Origin of the sequence: Alteromonas sp. W12 (assembly GCF_001924945.1) — a bacterium.
In the GTDB taxonomy this organism is placed as follows: Bacteria; Pseudomonadota; Gammaproteobacteria; order Enterobacterales; family Alteromonadaceae; genus Alteromonas; species Alteromonas macleodii.
Genome location: NZ_LQXH01000001.1, coordinates 1,755,096 through 1,773,645, shown reverse-complemented (window position 1 = coordinate 1,773,645; position 18,550 = coordinate 1,755,096). Strand labels below are relative to the sequence as shown.

Annotated in this window: 14 protein-coding genes; 2 read left to right on the top strand and 12 right to left on the bottom strand. The window is 41.2% G+C overall.

Translation table 11 applies throughout. The features are described 5' to 3' along the window. Nucleotides 1-1,213: 1,213 nt before the first annotated feature. A complete protein-coding gene (locus AWH61_RS07470; RefSeq protein ID WP_075176622.1) occupies nt 1,214-2,518 on the bottom strand; it encodes a DUF2254 domain-containing protein in 1,305 nt (434 codons plus the stop codon). Nucleotides 2,519-2,678: 160 nt separating this feature from the next. Here AWH61_RS07470 and AWH61_RS07465 point away from each other — a divergent pair, with 160 nt between their 5' ends. Both AWH61_RS07465 and AWH61_RS07460 read left to right on the top strand, forming a co-directional pair. Continuing rightward, nucleotides 2,679-3,368 (top strand): response regulator transcription factor, encoded by a 690-nt coding sequence (locus tag AWH61_RS07465; RefSeq protein ID WP_075176621.1) that lies wholly within the window; start codon nt 2,679-2,681, stop codon nt 3,366-3,368. Further along, nucleotides 3,365-4,738, top strand: a complete 1,374-nt coding sequence (locus AWH61_RS07460; protein ID WP_014976614.1) for a sensor histidine kinase — start codon at nt 3,365-3,367, stop codon at nt 4,736-4,738. Before AWH61_RS07465 ends, AWH61_RS07460 begins: the two co-directional genes overlap by 4 nt. Nucleotides 4,739-4,757: 19 nt before the next feature. On the opposite strand, the gene AWH61_RS07455 is transcribed toward AWH61_RS07460, so the two are convergent. The 11 genes from AWH61_RS07455 to AWH61_RS07400 all read right to left on the bottom strand — a co-directional run bounded on the left by AWH61_RS07455 (nt 4,758) and on the right by AWH61_RS07400 (nt 18,547). Beyond that, complete coding sequence (locus tag AWH61_RS07455; RefSeq protein ID WP_075176620.1) at nt 4,758-5,879, bottom strand: heparan-alpha-glucosaminide N-acetyltransferase domain-containing protein; 1,122 nt, start codon at nt 5,877-5,879, stop codon at nt 4,758-4,760. A 44-nt stretch (nt 5,880-5,923) separates the two neighbouring features. Further along, nucleotides 5,924-7,465: a PepSY-associated TM helix domain-containing protein gene (locus AWH61_RS07450; RefSeq protein WP_075176619.1), complete on the bottom strand. Its 1,542-nt coding sequence runs from the start codon at nt 7,463-7,465 to the stop codon at nt 5,924-5,926. 246 nt (nt 7,466-7,711) lie between these two features. Beyond that, entirely contained in the window at nt 7,712-8,047 is a 336-nt protein-coding gene (locus AWH61_RS07440) for a hypothetical protein (RefSeq protein ID WP_075176618.1), read from the bottom strand. Nucleotides 8,048-8,085: 38 nt separating this feature from the next. Beyond that, complete coding sequence (locus AWH61_RS07435; protein WP_075176617.1) at nt 8,086-8,931, bottom strand: sugar phosphate isomerase/epimerase family protein; 846 nt, start codon at nt 8,929-8,931, stop codon at nt 8,086-8,088. Further along, complete coding sequence (locus AWH61_RS07430; protein ID WP_249922614.1) at nt 8,928-10,181, bottom strand: DUF6005 family protein; 1,254 nt, start codon at nt 10,179-10,181, stop codon at nt 8,928-8,930. Before AWH61_RS07430 ends, AWH61_RS07435 begins: the two co-directional genes overlap by 4 nt. A 74-nt stretch (nt 10,182-10,255) precedes the next feature. Continuing rightward, the gene (locus tag AWH61_RS07425; protein WP_075176615.1) at nt 10,256-11,560 is read right to left on the bottom strand and encodes an AMP-binding protein; all 1,305 of its coding nucleotides are present in this window, start codon (nt 11,558-11,560) and stop codon (nt 10,256-10,258) included. Then, nucleotides 11,553-13,367, bottom strand: a complete 1,815-nt coding sequence (locus AWH61_RS07420) for an IucA/IucC family protein (protein ID WP_014949568.1) — start codon at nt 13,365-13,367, stop codon at nt 11,553-11,555. The genes AWH61_RS07425 and AWH61_RS07420 overlap by 8 nt, the downstream gene beginning before the upstream one ends. After that, nucleotides 13,357-15,249 (bottom strand): IucA/IucC family protein, encoded by a 1,893-nt coding sequence (locus AWH61_RS07415; RefSeq protein ID WP_075176614.1) that lies wholly within the window; start codon nt 15,247-15,249, stop codon nt 13,357-13,359. The genes AWH61_RS07420 and AWH61_RS07415 overlap by 11 nt, the downstream gene beginning before the upstream one ends. An 80-nt stretch (nt 15,250-15,329) precedes the next feature. Next, on the bottom strand, nt 15,330-16,706 hold the full coding sequence (locus AWH61_RS07410; protein WP_014949566.1) for an MATE family efflux transporter: 1,377 nt from the start codon (nt 16,704-16,706) through the stop codon (nt 15,330-15,332). Between the two features lie 163 nt (nt 16,707-16,869). Then, on the bottom strand, nt 16,870-17,022 hold the full coding sequence (locus AWH61_RS07405; protein WP_014949565.1) for a DUF2256 domain-containing protein: 153 nt from the start codon (nt 17,020-17,022) through the stop codon (nt 16,870-16,872). Then, the gene (locus AWH61_RS07400; RefSeq protein WP_075176613.1) at nt 17,009-18,547 is read right to left on the bottom strand and encodes a cryptochrome/photolyase family protein; all 1,539 of its coding nucleotides are present in this window, start codon (nt 18,545-18,547) and stop codon (nt 17,009-17,011) included. The genes AWH61_RS07405 and AWH61_RS07400 overlap by 14 nt, the downstream gene beginning before the upstream one ends. Nucleotides 18,548-18,550: the final 3 nt, after the last annotated feature.

The following is an 18,550-nucleotide window of genomic DNA, read 5'->3' as shown; positions in this document are numbered from 1 at the left end:
CGATAATAAGACGTCGATAATAAGACGTCGATAATAAGACGTCGATAATAAGACGTCGATAATAAGACGTCGATAATAAGACGTCGATAATAAGACGTCGATAATAAGACGTCGATACGGTACGTAGCCGAATAAACGACGTCTACGCAGATATGAATTCAATAAACATCGCGTCGATAATTATTAATTCTACGTGCTATCCACGCCACCCAACTTTAAAACAACGAACGGTTCCCATGCACGATGTTTAATTTAATAAGAAGTATAGATAATTGATGGTATTTAAAATAAAGAGCAATCAATAAATGAGTTTTAAGGGCCGTAATTATTACATGTAACGCTAAATGTTAGAAAAACCTTAACCTTACAGCTAGTCGTCTTATCTTAGAAATAACTAGGATCCTTTATTTAATTCATCAGCGTTAAGCCTTTGGTTATTTGAGCTAGTAATTAATATTACAAGCTGTGCATTCATTATTTGAAGTAAAGAAGACTAAAGCCTGATAAATGTTTTTAGGAACATGATTAAGTCTATTATTTATCTGTGCTAGTTGTCATTAAACCTTACGAAAATACCTAAATATTACGAGAAGGATAGCGTAAAGCACCTTGCAAAGCTCCATCTAACTCACTCACTATCAATTTTGATATTCTATTTAACATAATATACATTATGCGCAAATAAGTATATGGACGATTAGGGCGATGATGTCGCTCTATTCGGATGCTTTGTTGGCTGTGATTACTTACAGACTTTTATGCGCGGCAGCTGTTTTAGTGCTTCGGCCTTACCGCAATTGCTTCACTCGTGTCAGTGGTTTTTATTGAAAGTTGCTATGAACTTTGGATTTAGTCATGGAATTTATTAATCGTGCGCTACGTGAAATCTGTAGCACTACACCTCGCAAAATGTATTTTTATTCACGTAGCGTCACGTTAGTTTTTTGATTAAATATGGGTATAACTAACAAACAGAAAGACGCAGTCTTTATATTTTTATACTAGGCTTTAATTTATTAAACGTGGATTTTTAGCTATTTAGAATGTTGCTGTGTTTATCTGAGTTGTAGTTAATCTGATTAACTACAAAAAGAAACTCGATCGATCATTTACGTAGATTACATGGTTTGTGGTATGCAGAGATTATATAGACTGGCTAGCTGTTTACTTTAAGCATTTTTAGCAGTGATTTTGGCAGTAATAACTTACACGTTTAGTTATCATTATAAACGCGCTCAATTCGCTTAATATCGTCTTCGTAATCCAATGCCAACTTTGCACGTTCGTAACTTTGCTTCGCTAACTTAGACGCCGCCTCAACAAAATCTCTTTCTATGCTTGTACCTCCATCTTTAAAGCACGCTTTAATTGTTTTCAGTGACTTTTGTATTCGGATAGCAACTTCAATATTAGCAGCACCATCACGGGCAATGCTGGTGTAAGCATCGTCAAATAGATCACTCACATTTAACGCAGGCAATGAAATGCGTTCATATTTAAACTCCTCATGCTGAGCGCTATCGTTTTGTGAGTTTTCGGTTTCAGTTTCGGATTTGGGCTTGTGCCACAACAACATAAGGCGTGTAATGCTGCTAATGGTATTTATTGCAGTACCATGGTCATTAACCGATGGCGATAATGCACGAGATGCAATTTCGGCTAGTACGATAAAGCCAAAGCGAGGATCAGCCTCAAAGGACCTGGCTTCACCTATAGTAAATGCGTCAACAATTTCATCTGATACTACCTTTTTATTCGAATATGCTATGGCACGCTCTGGTGAGACAAACTCACCGGGTAACATGGCAACATTGATAAAACCGTCGTTTTTATCAGCCCAGTGTTGCAGTTTGGCAATGTCTATAAGCTGAATATAGCCCACTTGTTTAGTATAAATGGCATGCGTCCCCTGTTCTTTTATTTGCTCTTGCGGTACTGCGCCTAAGCACGGCATATCTATTCTATTTTTAATTGCGCGTGTCGTGGCGTGCTCCACTTTTAATAACGTTGACCCCACGCGCCCTAATCGTGCAACGCTGTCTACCCACCGGATAAAAGTTAAAATAACTATCGAAAAAGCCAGACAGGTTAGACAAAATAAAATGAAAAGCCCGGCTTCATCGAAAAAAGCTTGAGTCATTGCAGTAAGCGCTACAGCACTATAAATAAATGCGCCTATGAAAACTGACAGTGCATTTTGTGATACATCATCGGATATTATAAGGCTTAGAGAACGCGGCGTTGACGACTGACTGGCCGAAGCATAAGCATTAACCATGGTACCTGCAGAAAACGTGGCGATCACCATCATGCTAGATGCCATAATTGAAAGCAGTGTTTCAACTGATTCGGGTTTTATTTCAGGAATATGCTCAGCCAATGAAGTCCCGTCTGCTACTTTAGCGACGAATACAGCAAAGATTGAGAGCAAACAAAAGCCAAGAGGTTTTACCCAAAGCTTTTCTTTTACACTGTATAAAAGGAAACGCAGTCTATCTACGGTAATCGGTGCTTCCACATTCTTCTCTTTTTATTAACTTTATTTCACTTAATACGGCAGTTAGGTGTTTTCTGATTTGTCCCAACTCAATTAGCAGGATCCGCCTTAGCATAAAACCTCATTGATAATGATAATCAATATCATTAAAATTGGTTAAAACAGTTTTAAGGTTATCAATATGGACGCTACAAAAATTCTTATCATTGAAGATGATATTACTCTTAATAAACAAATCGCTGCCTTGCTAAAAGACCGAGGCTTCGACGTACATCAATGCCACGACGGCAATCAAGGTCTGGTGACTGCACTTCGTGAAAGGTTCGACCTTATTCTTTTAGATGTATTGCTTCCTAACCTAAATGGTTTTTCGCTGTTAAGCCAACTTCGCAAACGGAAACAAACTCCTGTCATCATGGTTACTGCATGTGGTGCCGAACAAGAGCGTATAAAAGGCTATAGTAATGGTGCAGATGACTACATGCCAAAGCCGTTTAGTTTTGTGGAAATGATGCTTCGTATTGAAGCATTATTGCGTCGCTCTCTACATGTAAAATCAAATGAAATAACGAGAAACTCGATCGTCGTTGACGAAATAACACTTGACCGAAGAAACCTGAAGGCCAATTTTGCTGGCAAAGCACTAGATTTGACGTCGACTCAGTTTAAGCTTTTGTGGGTTCTGCTTGAAAATCAGAATGAGGTTTTAAGCAAACCATTACTTTATCAAACTGTTCTTGAAAGAAATTTCAGCCGGTACGACCGAAGCTTAGATATGCACATGTCCCGAGTGCGAAAGAAACTTATCGAAGCTGGAATGTCCCCTACTCGTCTAGCAACCCAGCACGGCAAAGGCTACTTATTCTCATGAAAAAAGTGTTATTGAGAAAGCTATTGGTCACTATAGCTTTAGGGACGGTTATTCTTATTTGGGTTATTGATTGGTTGTCAGCACATACAGAAACAACAATGAGTCACCTATCAGTAGAGCATCAGCGTGAACTCGTTGAATATGGCAAAGAGGCTGATTTAATTTACCGAAAAGAAGGTGAATTGGGTTTATCGAACTGGCTTCATGAATTTCAAGATAAAGAAAAAACATGGGCAGCAGTAGTAAAGTCAAACATTCAACCTATTGCGGGAAGCGTCATTCCTCAAAAGTACATTGATGAATTTAGAATAGGCCGCAGCGTGGAATGGAAAATTCACCTCTACTTTGAATATAACCCTATCATGGAGGTTCCTTTCTTAGATGAGAAATCACATCTATTAATCCAATTACCCCAGCGAATGAGACCGGGTGTTTATCTCACCTTTGTGGATATTTTGCTCAAGGTCGCACTGCCTTTTGTCGTTCTATGTGTAGTGAGTTTAGTGCTTTACAGGCACGTAATGGTGCCATTAAGAAAGTTAGAGCATGCCACGAAAGCTTTCAGTCAAGGGCAGTTTGATGTGCGCGTTAGTAAATCATTTAGCAATAGAAGCGATGAGCTCTTCAACTTATCCGTAACATTTGACGGCATGGCCACACGAATTGGAAAATTAATTTACAACCAGAGAGAACTTTTATCCGATCTGTCTCATGAATTAAGAACTCCGCTAACGCGCATGGATATGGCCATCGATACTATTGAAAATGGTATCAATGACAGTGATACGTTAACTCGGCTTCGATATGAATCCAACAATATGCGGGCATTAGTCGAAGACACGTTGACACTTGCTTGGCTTAACAATGAATCTCCTGTACTTAACACTGAGACTTTTGACCTTGCTGAATTGATTCAGGTTATTTGCGACGATGCAGCTTTCGAGTATTCCGAAACAAGACTAAATGTCGAATTACCTAACAACGCGGTAATTGATAAGAGTAGTCAACAAGCCCTCGGCCAAGCGATAGAGAACATTATCCGGAATGCGCTTAAATATACGCCAGAGCATAGCGGTGTTGTTGTAACGCTAAAGCAAAATGCAGATGTCTATATGCTTTCCGTCCTGGACTTTGGAAATGGTGTTCCAGAAAGCATGCTTAGCGATATTTTTAAGCCTTTTTTTAGAGTAGATAAGTCTCATGGCCTTCATGTTGTTGGACAAAAACGCGGCGGGTTTGGTTTAGGACTGGCACTAGCGCAGCGGCAAATAACCGCTGTTGGAGGAAAAATCAAAGCGTTTAACCACTTGATAGCTGACTCAGCAGGCGTTGGAGGTTTACAAATTGATATAACGCTACCGAAAAGGTAGCGTTATACAAACGTTATATTCAAGGCTTCAAAGGAACGGCAGAAACATGGGGCTTTGACGCTTTACTACTCTTAGCCTTATATTCATGCCAAGGTAATACTAGATAGTGACAGGCCAACAAAACAACTATCATGGCTACCAAAGTAAATGTCATTGTAAGCTGTTGCAGCCCAACGAGCATTAGCCCCCATCCAATTAATATCCATTGTAAAACATATAGTGCAGTGACGTTTTTACCCCAGAAAGCGAATAGCGTAACCACATAATTTTGCTTAAAGCGTTCAACGAGTATGTGAGTGGTGTAAATAAAAAGCATCACGATACCTGTCATTAAAAGAACAATACCAGGACCGCTTCTTAGGTTTGTTACAATGTGATATTCAGGGTTAGTGAGCGTGAGCCCTGTACCGAGGATTACACAAACTACGCCTAATTTAAGGCACCAAACAAAGTTTAACGTGCCTTTATTTTGTTGCTTTAAGAAGCGACCAAATGCCATACCAGCAATTGGGTATGCCGCCCAAGGAAAAATAGGAAACATAACTCCCGCTTCTTCGTTTCCTACAAAAAGCTTCAAAAATTCATTGAGTATAGGTAATGACGTGTACTTATCCCAGACGCTGTGTGATAAAAACGCAATGGCAATAGCCGTGCCGATCCAAATAGAGATTTTATTGGTTGCATGTTTCAATCCTGTACAAAGGAGTAGCGCTATACCTGCGAATTGAAAGACATCACCAATTAAAAATTCACTCAGCGGAGTGTGTGGAGCAACATCTTGGTACGTGACGAGCCCAATTTTAATCGAAAGCCACATGGGAATGGTTCCGCGAACAAAATTTAGTGCGTAACCTAATACAAACAGCGATATTGCTCGTTTGATATCCGCTTTCAGTGTCGATGATGGAGATAGGCCAACAAAAATCCCCATGATAAAGACGAACATTGATGCTGCTGGCCAACCCAATGCGAATTTTACCGTGGCTCCAAATGCACTAAACCGCACTTCAGGTAAGCCATAAAAGTCTAATACATGGATCATAACCATGAGTAAAACAGCAACACCTTTTGCTACGTCAAAAGTTTTCTGCCTGTTAATACTTGGCGTGCCAAAGTGACTAGGTACATAAAATAGTTTCATAGTTTTCACTTGTTTTTATTTTGTCTTTTAAATGTTTGATGTTGCTATTCTTTGCTCTTTACATCTTTCTCAGAAAACTTTATACCCAACCAAAATAACAGGCAGGCAAAAGCAAAAGAGACGAAGGAAATTGAAAAAGGCCCGGTGTAGCCATTATTTAGAAATTGGATTATTGCTTGGTTATGGCCAAGTGCCTCAATAAGGGATAAAAGTGCAAGAATGAGACCGCTTGCCAGTGCTGTTCGGCTTATCGCTAAATGTACATGCTTAGTGAAAAACGCACCTATGATCGATATGGCATAGACCGCAAAGAAAGCAGTTTCAACAATAAACGACCTGTTGTTTAAATCTGTACCAAGCACTCTCTCGAGTAAAAACGCAAACGCTGTCGCCGGCACGATGCCAGCACATCCACCTAATGTAAGTGCAAATATGCTGTGTTTAAAGCGACTAGAAATACTGCGATTATTTTGAAACTTAGTAAGCCACAACATATTGCCAACAACAATTAAGCCGCATACACCCAGCCCGAGTATGAAAAAAACAATTCTTATATCGACGCCTGCGAAGTGCCCAAAATGCAGTGCGTACAGAAAACGTGTCCCATCGGCGAAGGCATTTCTTTCAGCGGGATTCAAATCTGCTGAAAATTCATTTTCACGCACACGGTAGGTCATATCTATCCGTTGCGAAAAGTTCGATCTATGTTGCCCAATAATACGAATTAGCGCGTTTTCATCACCATAGTTTGTAAGCCTGAGGGAGGAAGCTTTTGCATTCTCTTTCTCTTCCCACGAAGTTATAAGGGTATTCAGGTCTGGCATTTCTCTTTCAATGCCAGTGTAAGATTCGGTTACTCTTGGAAACCCTGTATCGTTTAGTAGCGCAGTCCTGTCTCCATCGTAGATAAACAAGAGTGTTACAATCTGAGAAATCAAACCTAAATTAAACATTAGACCGGTAAGCGCGTACATGAATGTATAGGGTAAGCTCATGACCCCTACTACGTTATGCATGTCTGTAAGTTGATATCGAAGTGTAGTGTTGCCACCTCGATAGTAGAAAAAGTGCGTGATCAGCTTTTTGAACTGAACGACTAGCCCAGTGAAAATGACAACGGTAAAAAACAGGGTCACAATACCGACAATGTGGTCACCCAGTGGCAAATTCAGGTCAATATGGAGGCCATAGAGAAAATCAGCTAAGTGAAAACTGTCTATAGACGCTACCGTTTCTCCATTAACTGGATCAACATAAATTGAAGTCAGTGCATTTTTAGCCGACGGGGTTTCATTTACTGGAAGATGAAGCTCGTATAGAGGCATTGTTTCAGTTGGAAGGACTACAAACATTCTTTGTTGCGTATTCACATCATATTCTGAAAACACTGTGTCCAATATGTTGTTAAGTGGCAGCTGGTCCGAGACTGAACGATATTCTGTATGAGGTAGAACAGACCATGCTTTGATTTCCGGGTAAAACAAAGTAAGAGAGCCTGCCCAAAAAACGATGAATAGAGGAATGGAAATAAATAGCCCTATCCATCCGTGACCTTCCAAGGCTGAACGAATCACGCTGGCTTTCATGCAACTACTCCTAATTTAATTAGTACATTAAGCACAAGTGAAAAAGTCAAAACGGAAAGGCATTGAAGCGCTGGCTTTTTAGTCTTTTCGAAACAGAAAAAGTAACTCATTAACCCCGCCCAAATCAAAAATCCAAGTATGTAACCCACCAGCAATTTGACATCTACATCGAATGGTAAAAAGTGGTTAAGATTCAAAATGATGCTTGTGCTAAGTAGTAATCCAATTAGAAAGGACAGATAGGTTTTACGCCACATAAACCCCTCCTATGAGCGCTAAAACAACGTTAACGCCTGTTCCATATGCAAGTAGCCTTGAGGGACGATTTTCGTGTGCACCCGTAAACGTCACTAGCGCTAAATTAAAAATAATCATGGTAATCGTGGAAAAGATCATTGCCCAAGCGTTGTATTGCATTCCTAGAAGAAAGGCCGCCAGCACGATAGTGGCAACAAAAAGTGTGCTGCCTAAGCCCTTTGGCATTGATTGAGCGAACGTTCTTTGGTGATCCGACGAAAAATAAAGTGCTGTACATCCCAAGTAAATGGCTTGTAAAGCGAGAACATTTGAAATCGAAAACATATCGACAAGTCCTTTTGTATATATTTCTGCAGTTATACTTAAATGGCTTGAGCGGTAGTCGCGGCCTGGCTCATTTTCTGTAATTTATATCTGTCCTGACTGAGGATATTCTTGCAATTGTTCCCAAACCACTCGAGTGAAGAGTCAATATTTCGCAGAGTCGTTTTCGAGTACAGGTATTCAATAAACCTTCGATAATCTACCGCACCGTCGAAAATGGGAACCATGCCTTCTCGCGAGCCTGCTGCGGCATACACATTGTCTGGAGCAAACACACTTAAGTGTTTACTGCTACTTATGTTTTTAAAGTGAAAGTGATTTATATATGGAGCGAGTCGTTCACAAGAGGAAATAATGTCAGCGCCAGATTCCCATACATGCAACACATCGTAATTTAGTTGCAAATTGTCTTTGTTAACTTTTTCAAACAATTCGATGGTAGAACCCACCGAGTCAGCGTAAGTGTTAGGGTGTGTTTCGATAACTAAGTTAAGCCCATAGTCGCTAAGCCAATCACAAACAAGTTGTAACCGCTCGAAAAGCAAGGTTTTTCGGTCTTCAGGTATGGCTGCGCTGCCTTCGTTGCCAGCAAATGTGCGAATCTTGGTTGCCCCCCAGTGTTTAGCCAAACGACAAAGGCGATGAACCTTAAAATACAAAGCGTCGTTCCCTTCAAAAAGTGGCAAATAATCGCTTAGCATGGATGTTTTCAACGCGTAGCTTGAGAGCCACTCTTTCCCATACTCGGGTTGGTCTTCTAAATTCGTAGCATGTGCACCCCATAATTCGATCCCCTGAAAACCATTTGCCACAGACCATTTTGCAATTTCAGCGATTGAGATAAGTTGGTGCCTAAAAGTGATAGTGCATACTGAAAGATTCATACGGCGGCCTCCAAGTTTTCTACGTCCACGGTATTGTTAGCTTTTTTATCTTGAAGGTTGTGAAAAACTAGCCAGTCTTGGTACACAGTTTGAAGCTTACATTTAATTTTTCTTTCCGTGGTATCTTGCTCATTGAGTAATGTCAAAAGTTCATCAAACAACGGCAATGTGTCTTGATTCTCTTTAGCTAATTCAGAGAGCTTGATCGCTCGGTATTGTATTGCTTTGTATGTAGAAACCAGCTTTTCTATTTCATCACACCAGAGCTCGAATGTTACTTCTGGAAATCCAATATCTCTCCAGAAAAAAGCAAAGCCATGTTCATAGGCGTATTTCCTAATTGCAAGAACGGGGATTTGCTTAAGGGCATTACCCAGCAATGCTCTATCAGCAGGTTTTTTTTGATGAGCTACAATGACTTTCCGGATTGCATCCGTTAACACGTTGTGTTCAGGGAAAAATGTAGCATCGAAATAACTGGAAATAGCTTGCAGAGAAGAATGCGTTATATCATTACTATCAAATACGTAGCCCCCCGCAACATGTGGTGATGAAATAGCGTCGAGAACATCCTTACGTTTAACCTCTCCTTCCCACCTGAAGTCTGGGTCCAACATAAGCCACCGTTCCGTATCTTCCGTCTTCTTTAGCATTACATAGTGAGGGAAAGGATTCTGGTTAAACTTATTTTCTCGCTCAGGTAATAAGTACATATCTAGCATTACCATGATGTTCTGGGAAGGCGTTGCGTCATTGAGCAACCTTTCCAAATTGGCAATGTTCTGAGCTTTCGTCTGTTCATTGTTATACCAAGAGGTAACATCTACGCCATAAATTTCCTTATACCATTGAATAAAAAAGTCGTGGCTAATAGATTCGTCGTGATAGGCAAGCATGTGGTCTTCATTGACGACTACCTCCGCGTCCCACACACCAAAATAAAAAGGACGATGATCGACTTTGGGCGATGCTTTTATACATTCACACAAACAGCTTACAAAACAGTGGACTTTAATGTCTTCGAACGGCACTTCATCTACACTATCACTTACCTCAATGTTGTTGGTTTGCTGATAAGATAAAATGAAGTGAGCAAGGTTCTCTACAGTATTAACATCCTCCTGAGATATTGCACTTTCTGGTATTTCAATATCGTGATTCAACTCTAAATGGATAAGCAACTGCATAAGCAACACTGAATCAATATAGAGATCTTCGTTTAAACGAGCTCGTGGAGAAAATTTTTGCATGTGCTTGCATTCCATGTCATGTGCCAGCACGTGTTCAATTGTGTTTATTAAGGACTCTGAATTCATAACGTACTCTAGGCTGTAGCTGCTGTTGTTTCTGCTTCTAACTGGAAATTCTTTGCAATTTCGTTGCGATTTACTTTCCCATTGGGTAAGCGCTTGATCGCATCAACCTGTATGAAATCGAACGGCACCTGATATGTGGCTAGTTGCTTGTGGCACCAACTTCGCAACGCGGCCTTATCTTCATTCGAATAACGATGTGGCGCGCAAAATTGAAGATAAGCTCGATAGCCTGTACTTCTGTCCTGTACTTTAAATAGAACGGCATCGTCAATGTCAGGGTGACTAAGCACAACGTCTTCCACGTCTTTGGGGTACACATTAAGCCCCGATACAATAATGGTATCGTCTTGGCGCGCAACGAAGCACAGTTGGTGCACACCATCTTTGTCTTCAAAATAACCGAGATCATTGGTATAAATTTCGGCCGATTGTCCATCAAGCGGTTGTTTAATTTTGATAACTATTTCACTGGGAGCACTTTGGCTGCTGCCTGCTTTAACGCTAAGGTGAGGAAGGACTTCGCCTATTACATTTGTGCTTTCAAAGGTTTTACTTATTGCAACGCACCCGGCCTCAGAACATCCATACTGCTGATAAAAATGTTCCACTTTTGATTTGGCTCGCTCAAAGACAGGTCCTGACATGAGTGTGCCAGAGGTCATTACCGCGTAAAGTTTGCTTGTCTTGGGCCATAGCATACATACGGTATCTATCATTAACGGTGACGAATACAGCAATGGTTGCTCAAGTTTGAGCAATGCTTTTAGCAAATGTTTAGGATTTATACTGGTAAAGATTCTGGGATGCTTGCCTCTGGCAAGGCCAACGAATATACCGCATATGAGCCCGTAAGAATGAGTAACAGGGCAAGCAATCACCGGAGTCATTGAATTGGGTGCACTGAAATGTGCAACATAAGCAGACACCTCTTGATCGATACTACGCCAAGACCGTTTTATGCTCTTTGGTGCACCAGTGGTTCCAGAACTCATTTGAATTAATCCTGGAGTATTATCAGGCTTTTCGTTTTTAGGGAATATAATTACATTGTCTAGAGTTTGATAAATAAGGGCATAGCAACCGGCATTTTCCGCGTATTTCTTCGCTAGTTTTTCTGGCGTACTGGCATGAATTGGCATCACGGTAAGGCCCGCTTCCTTCGCGTAAAAACACAGTGAAAGCCAGTCGCTGACGCTTTCTATGCACACAGCCACACTACCCTTTTTTGAGCTCAGATAGGGTGCGTTTGAAAAGATTTTAAATTTCGAGCTGATGTCTTGGGCTGAGAGGACATTATCGTCAATACTAAGCATACGATTCTCCGCAGGTATCTTTGGCAAATTTTGCTAAAGGGTTTGTAATGGTATGGTGGAACTCTTCATGCGCATTGCTTGCGTAGAGTTTTTTCTTCAAAAGCGACTCAGTAATAACCTGTGTTTCAAATATATTGAGACGGTTAATTCGGCTATGTGGCGTCACACCACTATCGTTGTAGGAACGCAAGACACTACATACCTTTGACCAAAAAGTGTTCTCATCACAATAGTTCTGCTCAGAGAAAAGAAACGACAGCTCGGTCAAGTTATAGACGAACACGGTATCGACAAATAGCTCTCGCAAGGCTTCGACGTCTTCCATCCAGTAATAAAGATTGGCAGGTGCGTTAACATACTCTGGATTAATCTTATCGAATTCTGGTACGTTACTTTTGTTCGCAAGAAAGTCAGGCACGAACTCTAAACTTTCGTGAAAGTCCCGCAGAATGACTTTCACAGGTAATCCATCTTTCAGTACAACGGACGTATTCTGAGCATGTGCCTCAATGGCTATACCGTGATGAATCAATAAATGCCAGACGGGAAGAACAACCGTGTTAAAAAGCGCTTCTAGCCATTTTTCTACTCCATGTTTCTCAATCCAGTGCGCCACGAAAGGCTTTCCGTCAACTTCAGTACTTGCAAGTACGGCGAATGGTACAGTTTGATAATTCGGTTCGTTCAGCACACTGGCATCGCGAAAGATAACACTAAGGCTTGGGGATAAATCATCAGCCCAACTGACATTTTCTCCACTATCCGCTGATTGCTTCAGCGAAATGCCCGCGTATTCACTTTGTATAGTTAGCGCATCACGGCTTTGTAACCACTCATCTTCGGCTATTAGGTTAGCCAACCAATTTGAGATATGTGGCGCAGTACAAACTGAATGAGGTTCAATAGTACGCAAAGAGGACGTGTTGACGATATTGAGCGGCAGTTTGACGCTCGCTTTGTTAACGTTACTTGTATTGAGCAAGGTTCTTAATGAAATACTGGCTTGATAATCGTCTCCAGCTAAGCCTAGAGAATAAACGTCACCGTTTGATAACGGTTTTTCAAGAGAAGGCTTTAGCTTGTCATATTGCCACGGATGAACCGGTAAAAAACAGTAACGTAGGTTATCCCCGCCGTGTTTACGTAAGCTGTCAGACAGATTTTTATAGGTAGATTGGCCTAGCTCTCTTTTCCAAAAACTTTGCTCTACTTCACCGTTGAAATTTACGGACAAGTATTCACGCTTTACTGCAAGCCAATGAAGCTTAAACGTATTGCTGGCTTCAGGCCCATATTTTTCGTGGTCTTCAATGCTAAAGCCACTTCTTGATTTAAAGCATGGATGGTACGGGTGGCCCTCAATCAGAGCAGATTCTAAGCGAATATAGCTCAGTGCTCGTCTACTTGAGAGTTGTAGCAGGTTTTGTTGATTCCAGCGGCAAAGTAACAGTGTATGTTTTAACTCTTCGACTAGCTTATTTTGTCTTTCTCTGCTGCAAGGAAGCGTATGGATAACTTTTGCTGCGTCAGATAACGTAAGAGGGTCACCGTTTATCTTAATAGAATTGGCATCTAGACGAACCCGACTGAAAAGCGTTTGTTTGCCATTAGCTGTTACAAAATTGTCGCCCACTTGAAAAGTGAAAAGTCCATCCTCAAAGCAGAAATCAACTAAGCCTTCGAAGATAAGCGCTTCAAATAATTGTCGAACAACGCGTTTCTCGTTTTTACACGATACTTTTCCCCTTGTTCCTGTAAGCACGCTGAGATGCTCTTCGGTAGTGTCTAAAGTGCAACTAGCAAGCATCAGCAATCACCTCTTCTAATTTACTCGCTTGTTTACAAACGAGCGATGGCGTTTCACTTCGAACCGCAACGCTTTTAAACGGGTTGGTTACCCAGACATAAACAGCTAGCTCGTCTTCGGCTTCTAACTCATCCACGTCTTCAACGCGAGTCAGAAGATTGGCCTTGAAAGGCAGTTTTTCTCGCCCCAATACCGATGTGACGAATGCTGTGCCCAACGAACCTAAAGTGGGAAGAATGGAATTTAGCCTGGTGTACACTTTTTGAAGTAGCGTACCTTCTTGAACAAGTTGATCGGCACCTAGGCGATTGATGACAGCGAATAATTGATTAAAGAATAGGTAGTATGTGAAGCGATTAATTATCATTTGTTCACCGTAAAACAGGTCATCGCACTGAGCGAGTCGCGGTTCCATAGTCTCAAGAATTTGCTGTCTTTCTTTTGACAAATAAAACCCTTGGTTATCACGATAATAGTAAGCAGTTGGGTAACCTTCGCTTAAATCCAGAAGCGAATTTTGCTGGTGCGCCTCTAACGCTATACCACACTGGTCAAAAAGTCTGATTGCTGGCTCAATTGCACAGTCTAGGTAATTATCAAACCAAGTTAGCGCGACATCAGCACATTCCTCGCCTTCTTTCTGGGCTAACATATGGATTATTTTGGCAAGTCGCGAGTAAGTTCCTGGTGCAAGTGGCTCTTGGACCAAGGCGGCTATAGATTGCGTTCCGCCAAGCCCTGTGATTTCATTTTTTGAGTTAAATGGATTTTTTCTGAGTATCAACTCAAACCCACTTTCTTTTGAGTCGCCAGCGTTCAATGAAATATAAGCCGGGTCGTCGATGAACTTGAATTTAGGATAAAGCCTTGAAAAGCCGCATCGTTGAAGCAGTCGACAAAGTGTTACTCCGGCCTCTAACTCATGGTGCATGTTCTTTCGCAACGAATTCGTTACTTTTACTGGTATCGATAGCTTAACCATGTAATTAAGCTCGGCGTTATACAACGTTCTGACGGAAGACGTAGGTGTAAATAGAGGCCCTAATTCGCCCAATTGAATCAACTCACCTTTGTTGAGCAGATCTTGAATGTGAGGCTTAGCGCACAACCAATCCGCTTGAAGCGGATGCAGAGCCAGCAGCTTTAAACTGTCTTTTCGAAGTTTTTCGATAAGTGTTTTTGTAGAATCTTTGCCATCGCTTAAAACAATATCTTCTAGTATCTCAAAGGCTGAAATTGACTCAGCACTATTAGAAAGAGTGATATCCTGCTTGGCAGCAAAATAATGCAGTCTAAATTTGCTTTTTAGCTCTGGGGTAAAAAGTTCATGCTGCCATCGGTGCATGCCCTGTCTTGACTTTGGCGTAGGGTGTAACCAATGACCAAAAAGTATAGCTTGTTCAGAATCAATAAACTTATTACTTGCGAGATCGGGATCGCCAGCACGGTTTTCTAAGTAAAGCGCCATAATCTGATGGCTTTCGATTGTTCTGGCGTAAAGCTCTAAACTCTGCTCGTCGACTGCATCATTTAGCTCATCGCTCTCTTTGCTACCACTGTATATTTCGTCAATAAGCAACAAAATAGCGTTCATTAATGATACTTCTTCCCATTGAAAACTATTGGGGAGTTGCTTGAAAACTGCTGTGAATGCATGACGACCTACTGTAGAGCGGTAGGATGCTGATATTGAAAGTCGAGTATTAGTAGAGGTTAAATATAGCTCTACGGCATAGTTGTCGTTTGGTTGTAACTGTATTCCTGTCCGAATTACCCAGTCTTCTTTTGTGTGCCAAACACCGGAATCGATTTCTTTAATATAAGCATTAAAAAACGCTTGAAACGACGCGATATTAGCTTGTTTCTTAGCTACTGAAGTCATGTACAGACCCTTTTAAGATGAGCAAATTACCGGGCCAATCTAGTGAGAATGGTTCTCATTAGCAATAAATTTTACATTTGTTACATGTGGGTATTTTTTAGGAAGTAATGTTTATAAACCAAAACCACTGCGAGTAAAAAGGTCACCCATTCAGCCGCAGGCAGCGCAACAAGGAAGGAAATGTTGATGTCGTTACCTTCATTAGCCAGGGGCGATGGCGTGAAGTGAAATAGCAATACTAGGAAACTAACAGGGAATAAAATACTTCTACCTAACGCTATGACAGCGGAATGTAATGGTTTTTCAATTGCAGTCAAAAATACACTGAGCAGTACGTTACAGCCATTTACAAGAAACAGTGGCCAAACATATAAAATGATAGTGTGCGCGTATTTAGTAGCTTGCTGTTGGGAAGGCTCGATAAAAAGCGCCACAAAAACATGATTAAACCACAGTAAACAAACCGTCAATATTAGCCCTGCTATGAATGCTGTAGTTAGCGCTATAAGCAGGAAAGCATTGACACGTGACGTGTGGCTCGCTCCGCGGTTGTAGCTGACGAGCAGGTGAAGCGCATCTGCTATACCGAAACTAAGCATAATGCTTAAAAAGATAAAGTAGTTAACTACACTGTATGCCGCAACGCCAATGCTGCCAGAATTGATAACGAGCAGAGTGTTAATTACAAGAAAAAGAACACCCACAGAAATTTCATTAGTAAACTCAGATAATCCATTTTTCACGGCTCTGAATACACGACGCCATGGCTTATTAAACGTCGAAAAGGTTATTGCACGATTTTTGTCACCAAAATAAAGAAGTAGTACAGAGAGCTGCACAATTTGAGCAGCAGCCGTTGCGTAAGCTGCGCCTTTAATACCGTATTCCAAGTACGCCACTAATAATGCGTCGAGTAAAATGTTTGTCACTGCACCCAATGCTAATGCAATAGTTGCAAGCTTGGTGTAACCGTCTGCACGGACAAGATAGTAAAACACCATCGTAGAAAATTGAAAAATGAAGACCCATCGGATTACTGACAAATACTCTCTAGTCAACGGTACGACATCGGACGGAATGTGAAGAAGCCAGAATAGAAAAGGCTCTGCAACGAAGCTTACCACTGCCAACATAATATTAAGCGTTACAGCAACAACGATTATTTGTGTAAATAGCGCACTGGCAGATTTTGTGTCGCCCTTCCCCATAAAAGTACCAATCGATACGCTTCCTCCAATGGCTAGCATTAACGAGAGAGCGACCAGAAAGGTGATGTAGGGTAATAGTAATGAAACTGCGGCTAACCCAGATGCACCGACATATTGTCCTATAAAGATGCCATCGACTAGACTTGCAGTCGTTAAAGCAACAAGGCCTATGAGCGATAAGAAAGCTTGCTTAAAAAAAGTGCCGATCAATGGGTTGTGTAAGATTGCATCTTTTGTAGAAAGTGACATTACTACTTCTCTAAATCAATATAATGCAATCCTAAGTTTGTTATGTGGCGCAATCAATTAAGGTTACATTTGTCACACTTGTTAATATATTGTTGCTTTGTCGTCTTGGTAAGGGTTAATATTTTTCACGGTAAGAATTCATTACCTGCCCTTTCGCTTTGTGTCAGCAAGGCTCTTGATGTTTTGACTTTTTTGATGAAGCGCAACGTTTTGAGCAATAACGTACATTTTCCCAGTTCTTTTCCCATTTTTTGCGCCAAGTAAATGGTCTCTGACAAACCGGACAAATTTTGGTGGGTAAATCAGACTTCTTCATTTTTCGTTAGCTTAGTCAGGAATGTTGAGGCATCTTGCTTCATAGTTTCGATATTTTCTTCTTTCATTCGCCCGTAGGTTTTATAGATCATGGCCATGCGGTGATTGTTGCTCAATTTTTCCTTGTGTTTGTCAATAAAGTGCCAGTATAAGTAGTTAAACGGGCACGCTTTTGGTCCGGTCTTTTTAGAAACTTGGTATCCGCAATTTTTGCAGTAATTGCTCATCTTGTTGATGTAGCTTCCGCTTGCGACGTACGGCTTACTTGCTAGGTTACCTCCATCGCTGTACAAAATCATGCCCGCAACATTAGGAAGTTCAACCCATTCATATGCGTCGGCATACACTAACAGATACCATGCCTGCACTTCCTCAGGGCTAAGTTCAGTTAAAAGACTAAAATTACCAATAACCATCAATCTTTGTATGTGGTGGGCATAAGCGTTCTGCTGCGTTTCTTTAATACACTGGCGCATGCAGTTCATATTCGTCTGGGCGTCCCAAAAGAACGAGGGCAATGCGCGGCTGTTATTGAAGTAGTTTTCAGTTTTTAGATTTGGCATAAAGTGCCAATAGAACCCTCTGACATACTCCCGCCAGCCCAGAATCTGGCGAATGAACCCTTCAGCAGAATTCAGTGGAACTTGCCCTGCATGGTAAGCTTGCTCGGCTGCATGAATGGCTTCTTTTGGCGTCAATAAACCGCAGTTCAAATAAAACGCGATATGTGAATGGTAAAGCCAAGGCTTGCCTTCCACCATGGCGTCTTGATACTGACCAAAGTTAGGTAATCTTTCTTCTATAAAAGTATTCAATACGCTGAGTGCGTCTTTTCGAGTTACCGCAAAGTGGAAGTTATTGATATCGCCAAAATGATCGCTAAACTCGCTTTTTACGAGCTCGATAACTTTCGAAGTAATGTCATCAATCTCAAACGTAGAATGCTTCGGTACTCTCTGGGTTTCAGGCATTGCTTCGCGATTCTGGGCATCGTAATTCCACTTACCGCCAATGGGATTTTTTCCTTCCATGAGCACGTTGTGTTTGCGACGCATCTCACGGTAAAAAAACTCCATTCGAAGTTGTTTCTTGCCTTCAGCCCAGTCCGTAAATTCTTGTGGGGACGATAAAAAGCGATTGTCATCACATATACTAACGGGTATGCCAAGCACGTTTTCCCATTGCTCCATGCTTTTGAGTAAGCGGTACTCTCCGGGTATAGTCACCTTTACTTCGTCAAAATCATTTCCGTTAAGTTCATGCTTAACCTGAGCGAGCAAATCGCCCTGATTGTTTTTGTCGCTATAATGAACATAGTTAACGTTAAAATTGTCGTCTCGCAACGCTTTGGCAAAATGACGCATTGCGCTAAACAAAAATGCTATCTTCTTCTTATGGTGCTTAACGTAGGTGGCTTCTTCACGTACTTCCGCCATCAAAATTGTGTCTTTGCTTTTTACTGCGTTAGCAATCGCTGGCAACGTCTCGGTAAGCTGATCGCCTAAAACTAAAATGAGTGCTGCCATACC

Coding starts and splice junctions, on each gene's coding strand:
- AWH61_RS07465 (WP_075176621.1), top strand. CDS start 2,679: ATGGACGCTACAAAAATTCTTATCATTGAAGATGATATTACTCTTAAT.
- AWH61_RS07460 (WP_014976614.1), top strand. CDS start 3,365: ATGAAAAAAGTGTTATTGAGAAAGCTATTGGTCACTATAGCTTTAGGG.
- AWH61_RS07455 (WP_075176620.1), bottom strand. CDS start 5,879: ATGAAACTATTTTATGTACCTAGTCACTTTGGCACGCCAAGTATTAAC.
- AWH61_RS07450 (WP_075176619.1), bottom strand. CDS start 7,465: ATGAAAGCCAGCGTGATTCGTTCAGCCTTGGAAGGTCACGGATGGATA.
- AWH61_RS07440 (WP_075176618.1), bottom strand. CDS start 8,047: ATGTTTTCGATTTCAAATGTTCTCGCTTTACAAGCCATTTACTTGGGA.
- AWH61_RS07435 (WP_075176617.1), bottom strand. CDS start 8,931: ATGAATCTTTCAGTATGCACTATCACTTTTAGGCACCAACTTATCTCA.
- AWH61_RS07430 (WP_249922614.1), bottom strand. CDS start 10,181: ATGCAAAAATTTTCTCCACGAGCTCGTTTAAACGAAGATCTCTATATT.
- AWH61_RS07425 (WP_075176615.1), bottom strand. CDS start 11,560: ATGCTTAGTATTGACGATAATGTCCTCTCAGCCCAAGACATCAGCTCG.
- AWH61_RS07420 (WP_014949568.1), bottom strand. CDS start 13,367: ATGCTTGCTAGTTGCACTTTAGACACTACCGAAGAGCATCTCAGCGTG.
- AWH61_RS07415 (WP_075176614.1), bottom strand. CDS start 15,249: ATGACTTCAGTAGCTAAGAAACAAGCTAATATCGCGTCGTTTCAAGCG.
- AWH61_RS07410 (WP_014949566.1), bottom strand. CDS start 16,706: ATGTCACTTTCTACAAAAGATGCAATCTTACACAACCCATTGATCGGC.
- AWH61_RS07405 (WP_014949565.1), bottom strand. CDS start 17,022: ATGAAGAAGTCTGATTTACCCACCAAAATTTGTCCGGTTTGTCAGAGA.
- AWH61_RS07400 (WP_075176613.1), bottom strand. CDS start 18,547: ATGGCAGCACTCATTTTAGTTTTAGGCGATCAGCTTACCGAGACGTTG.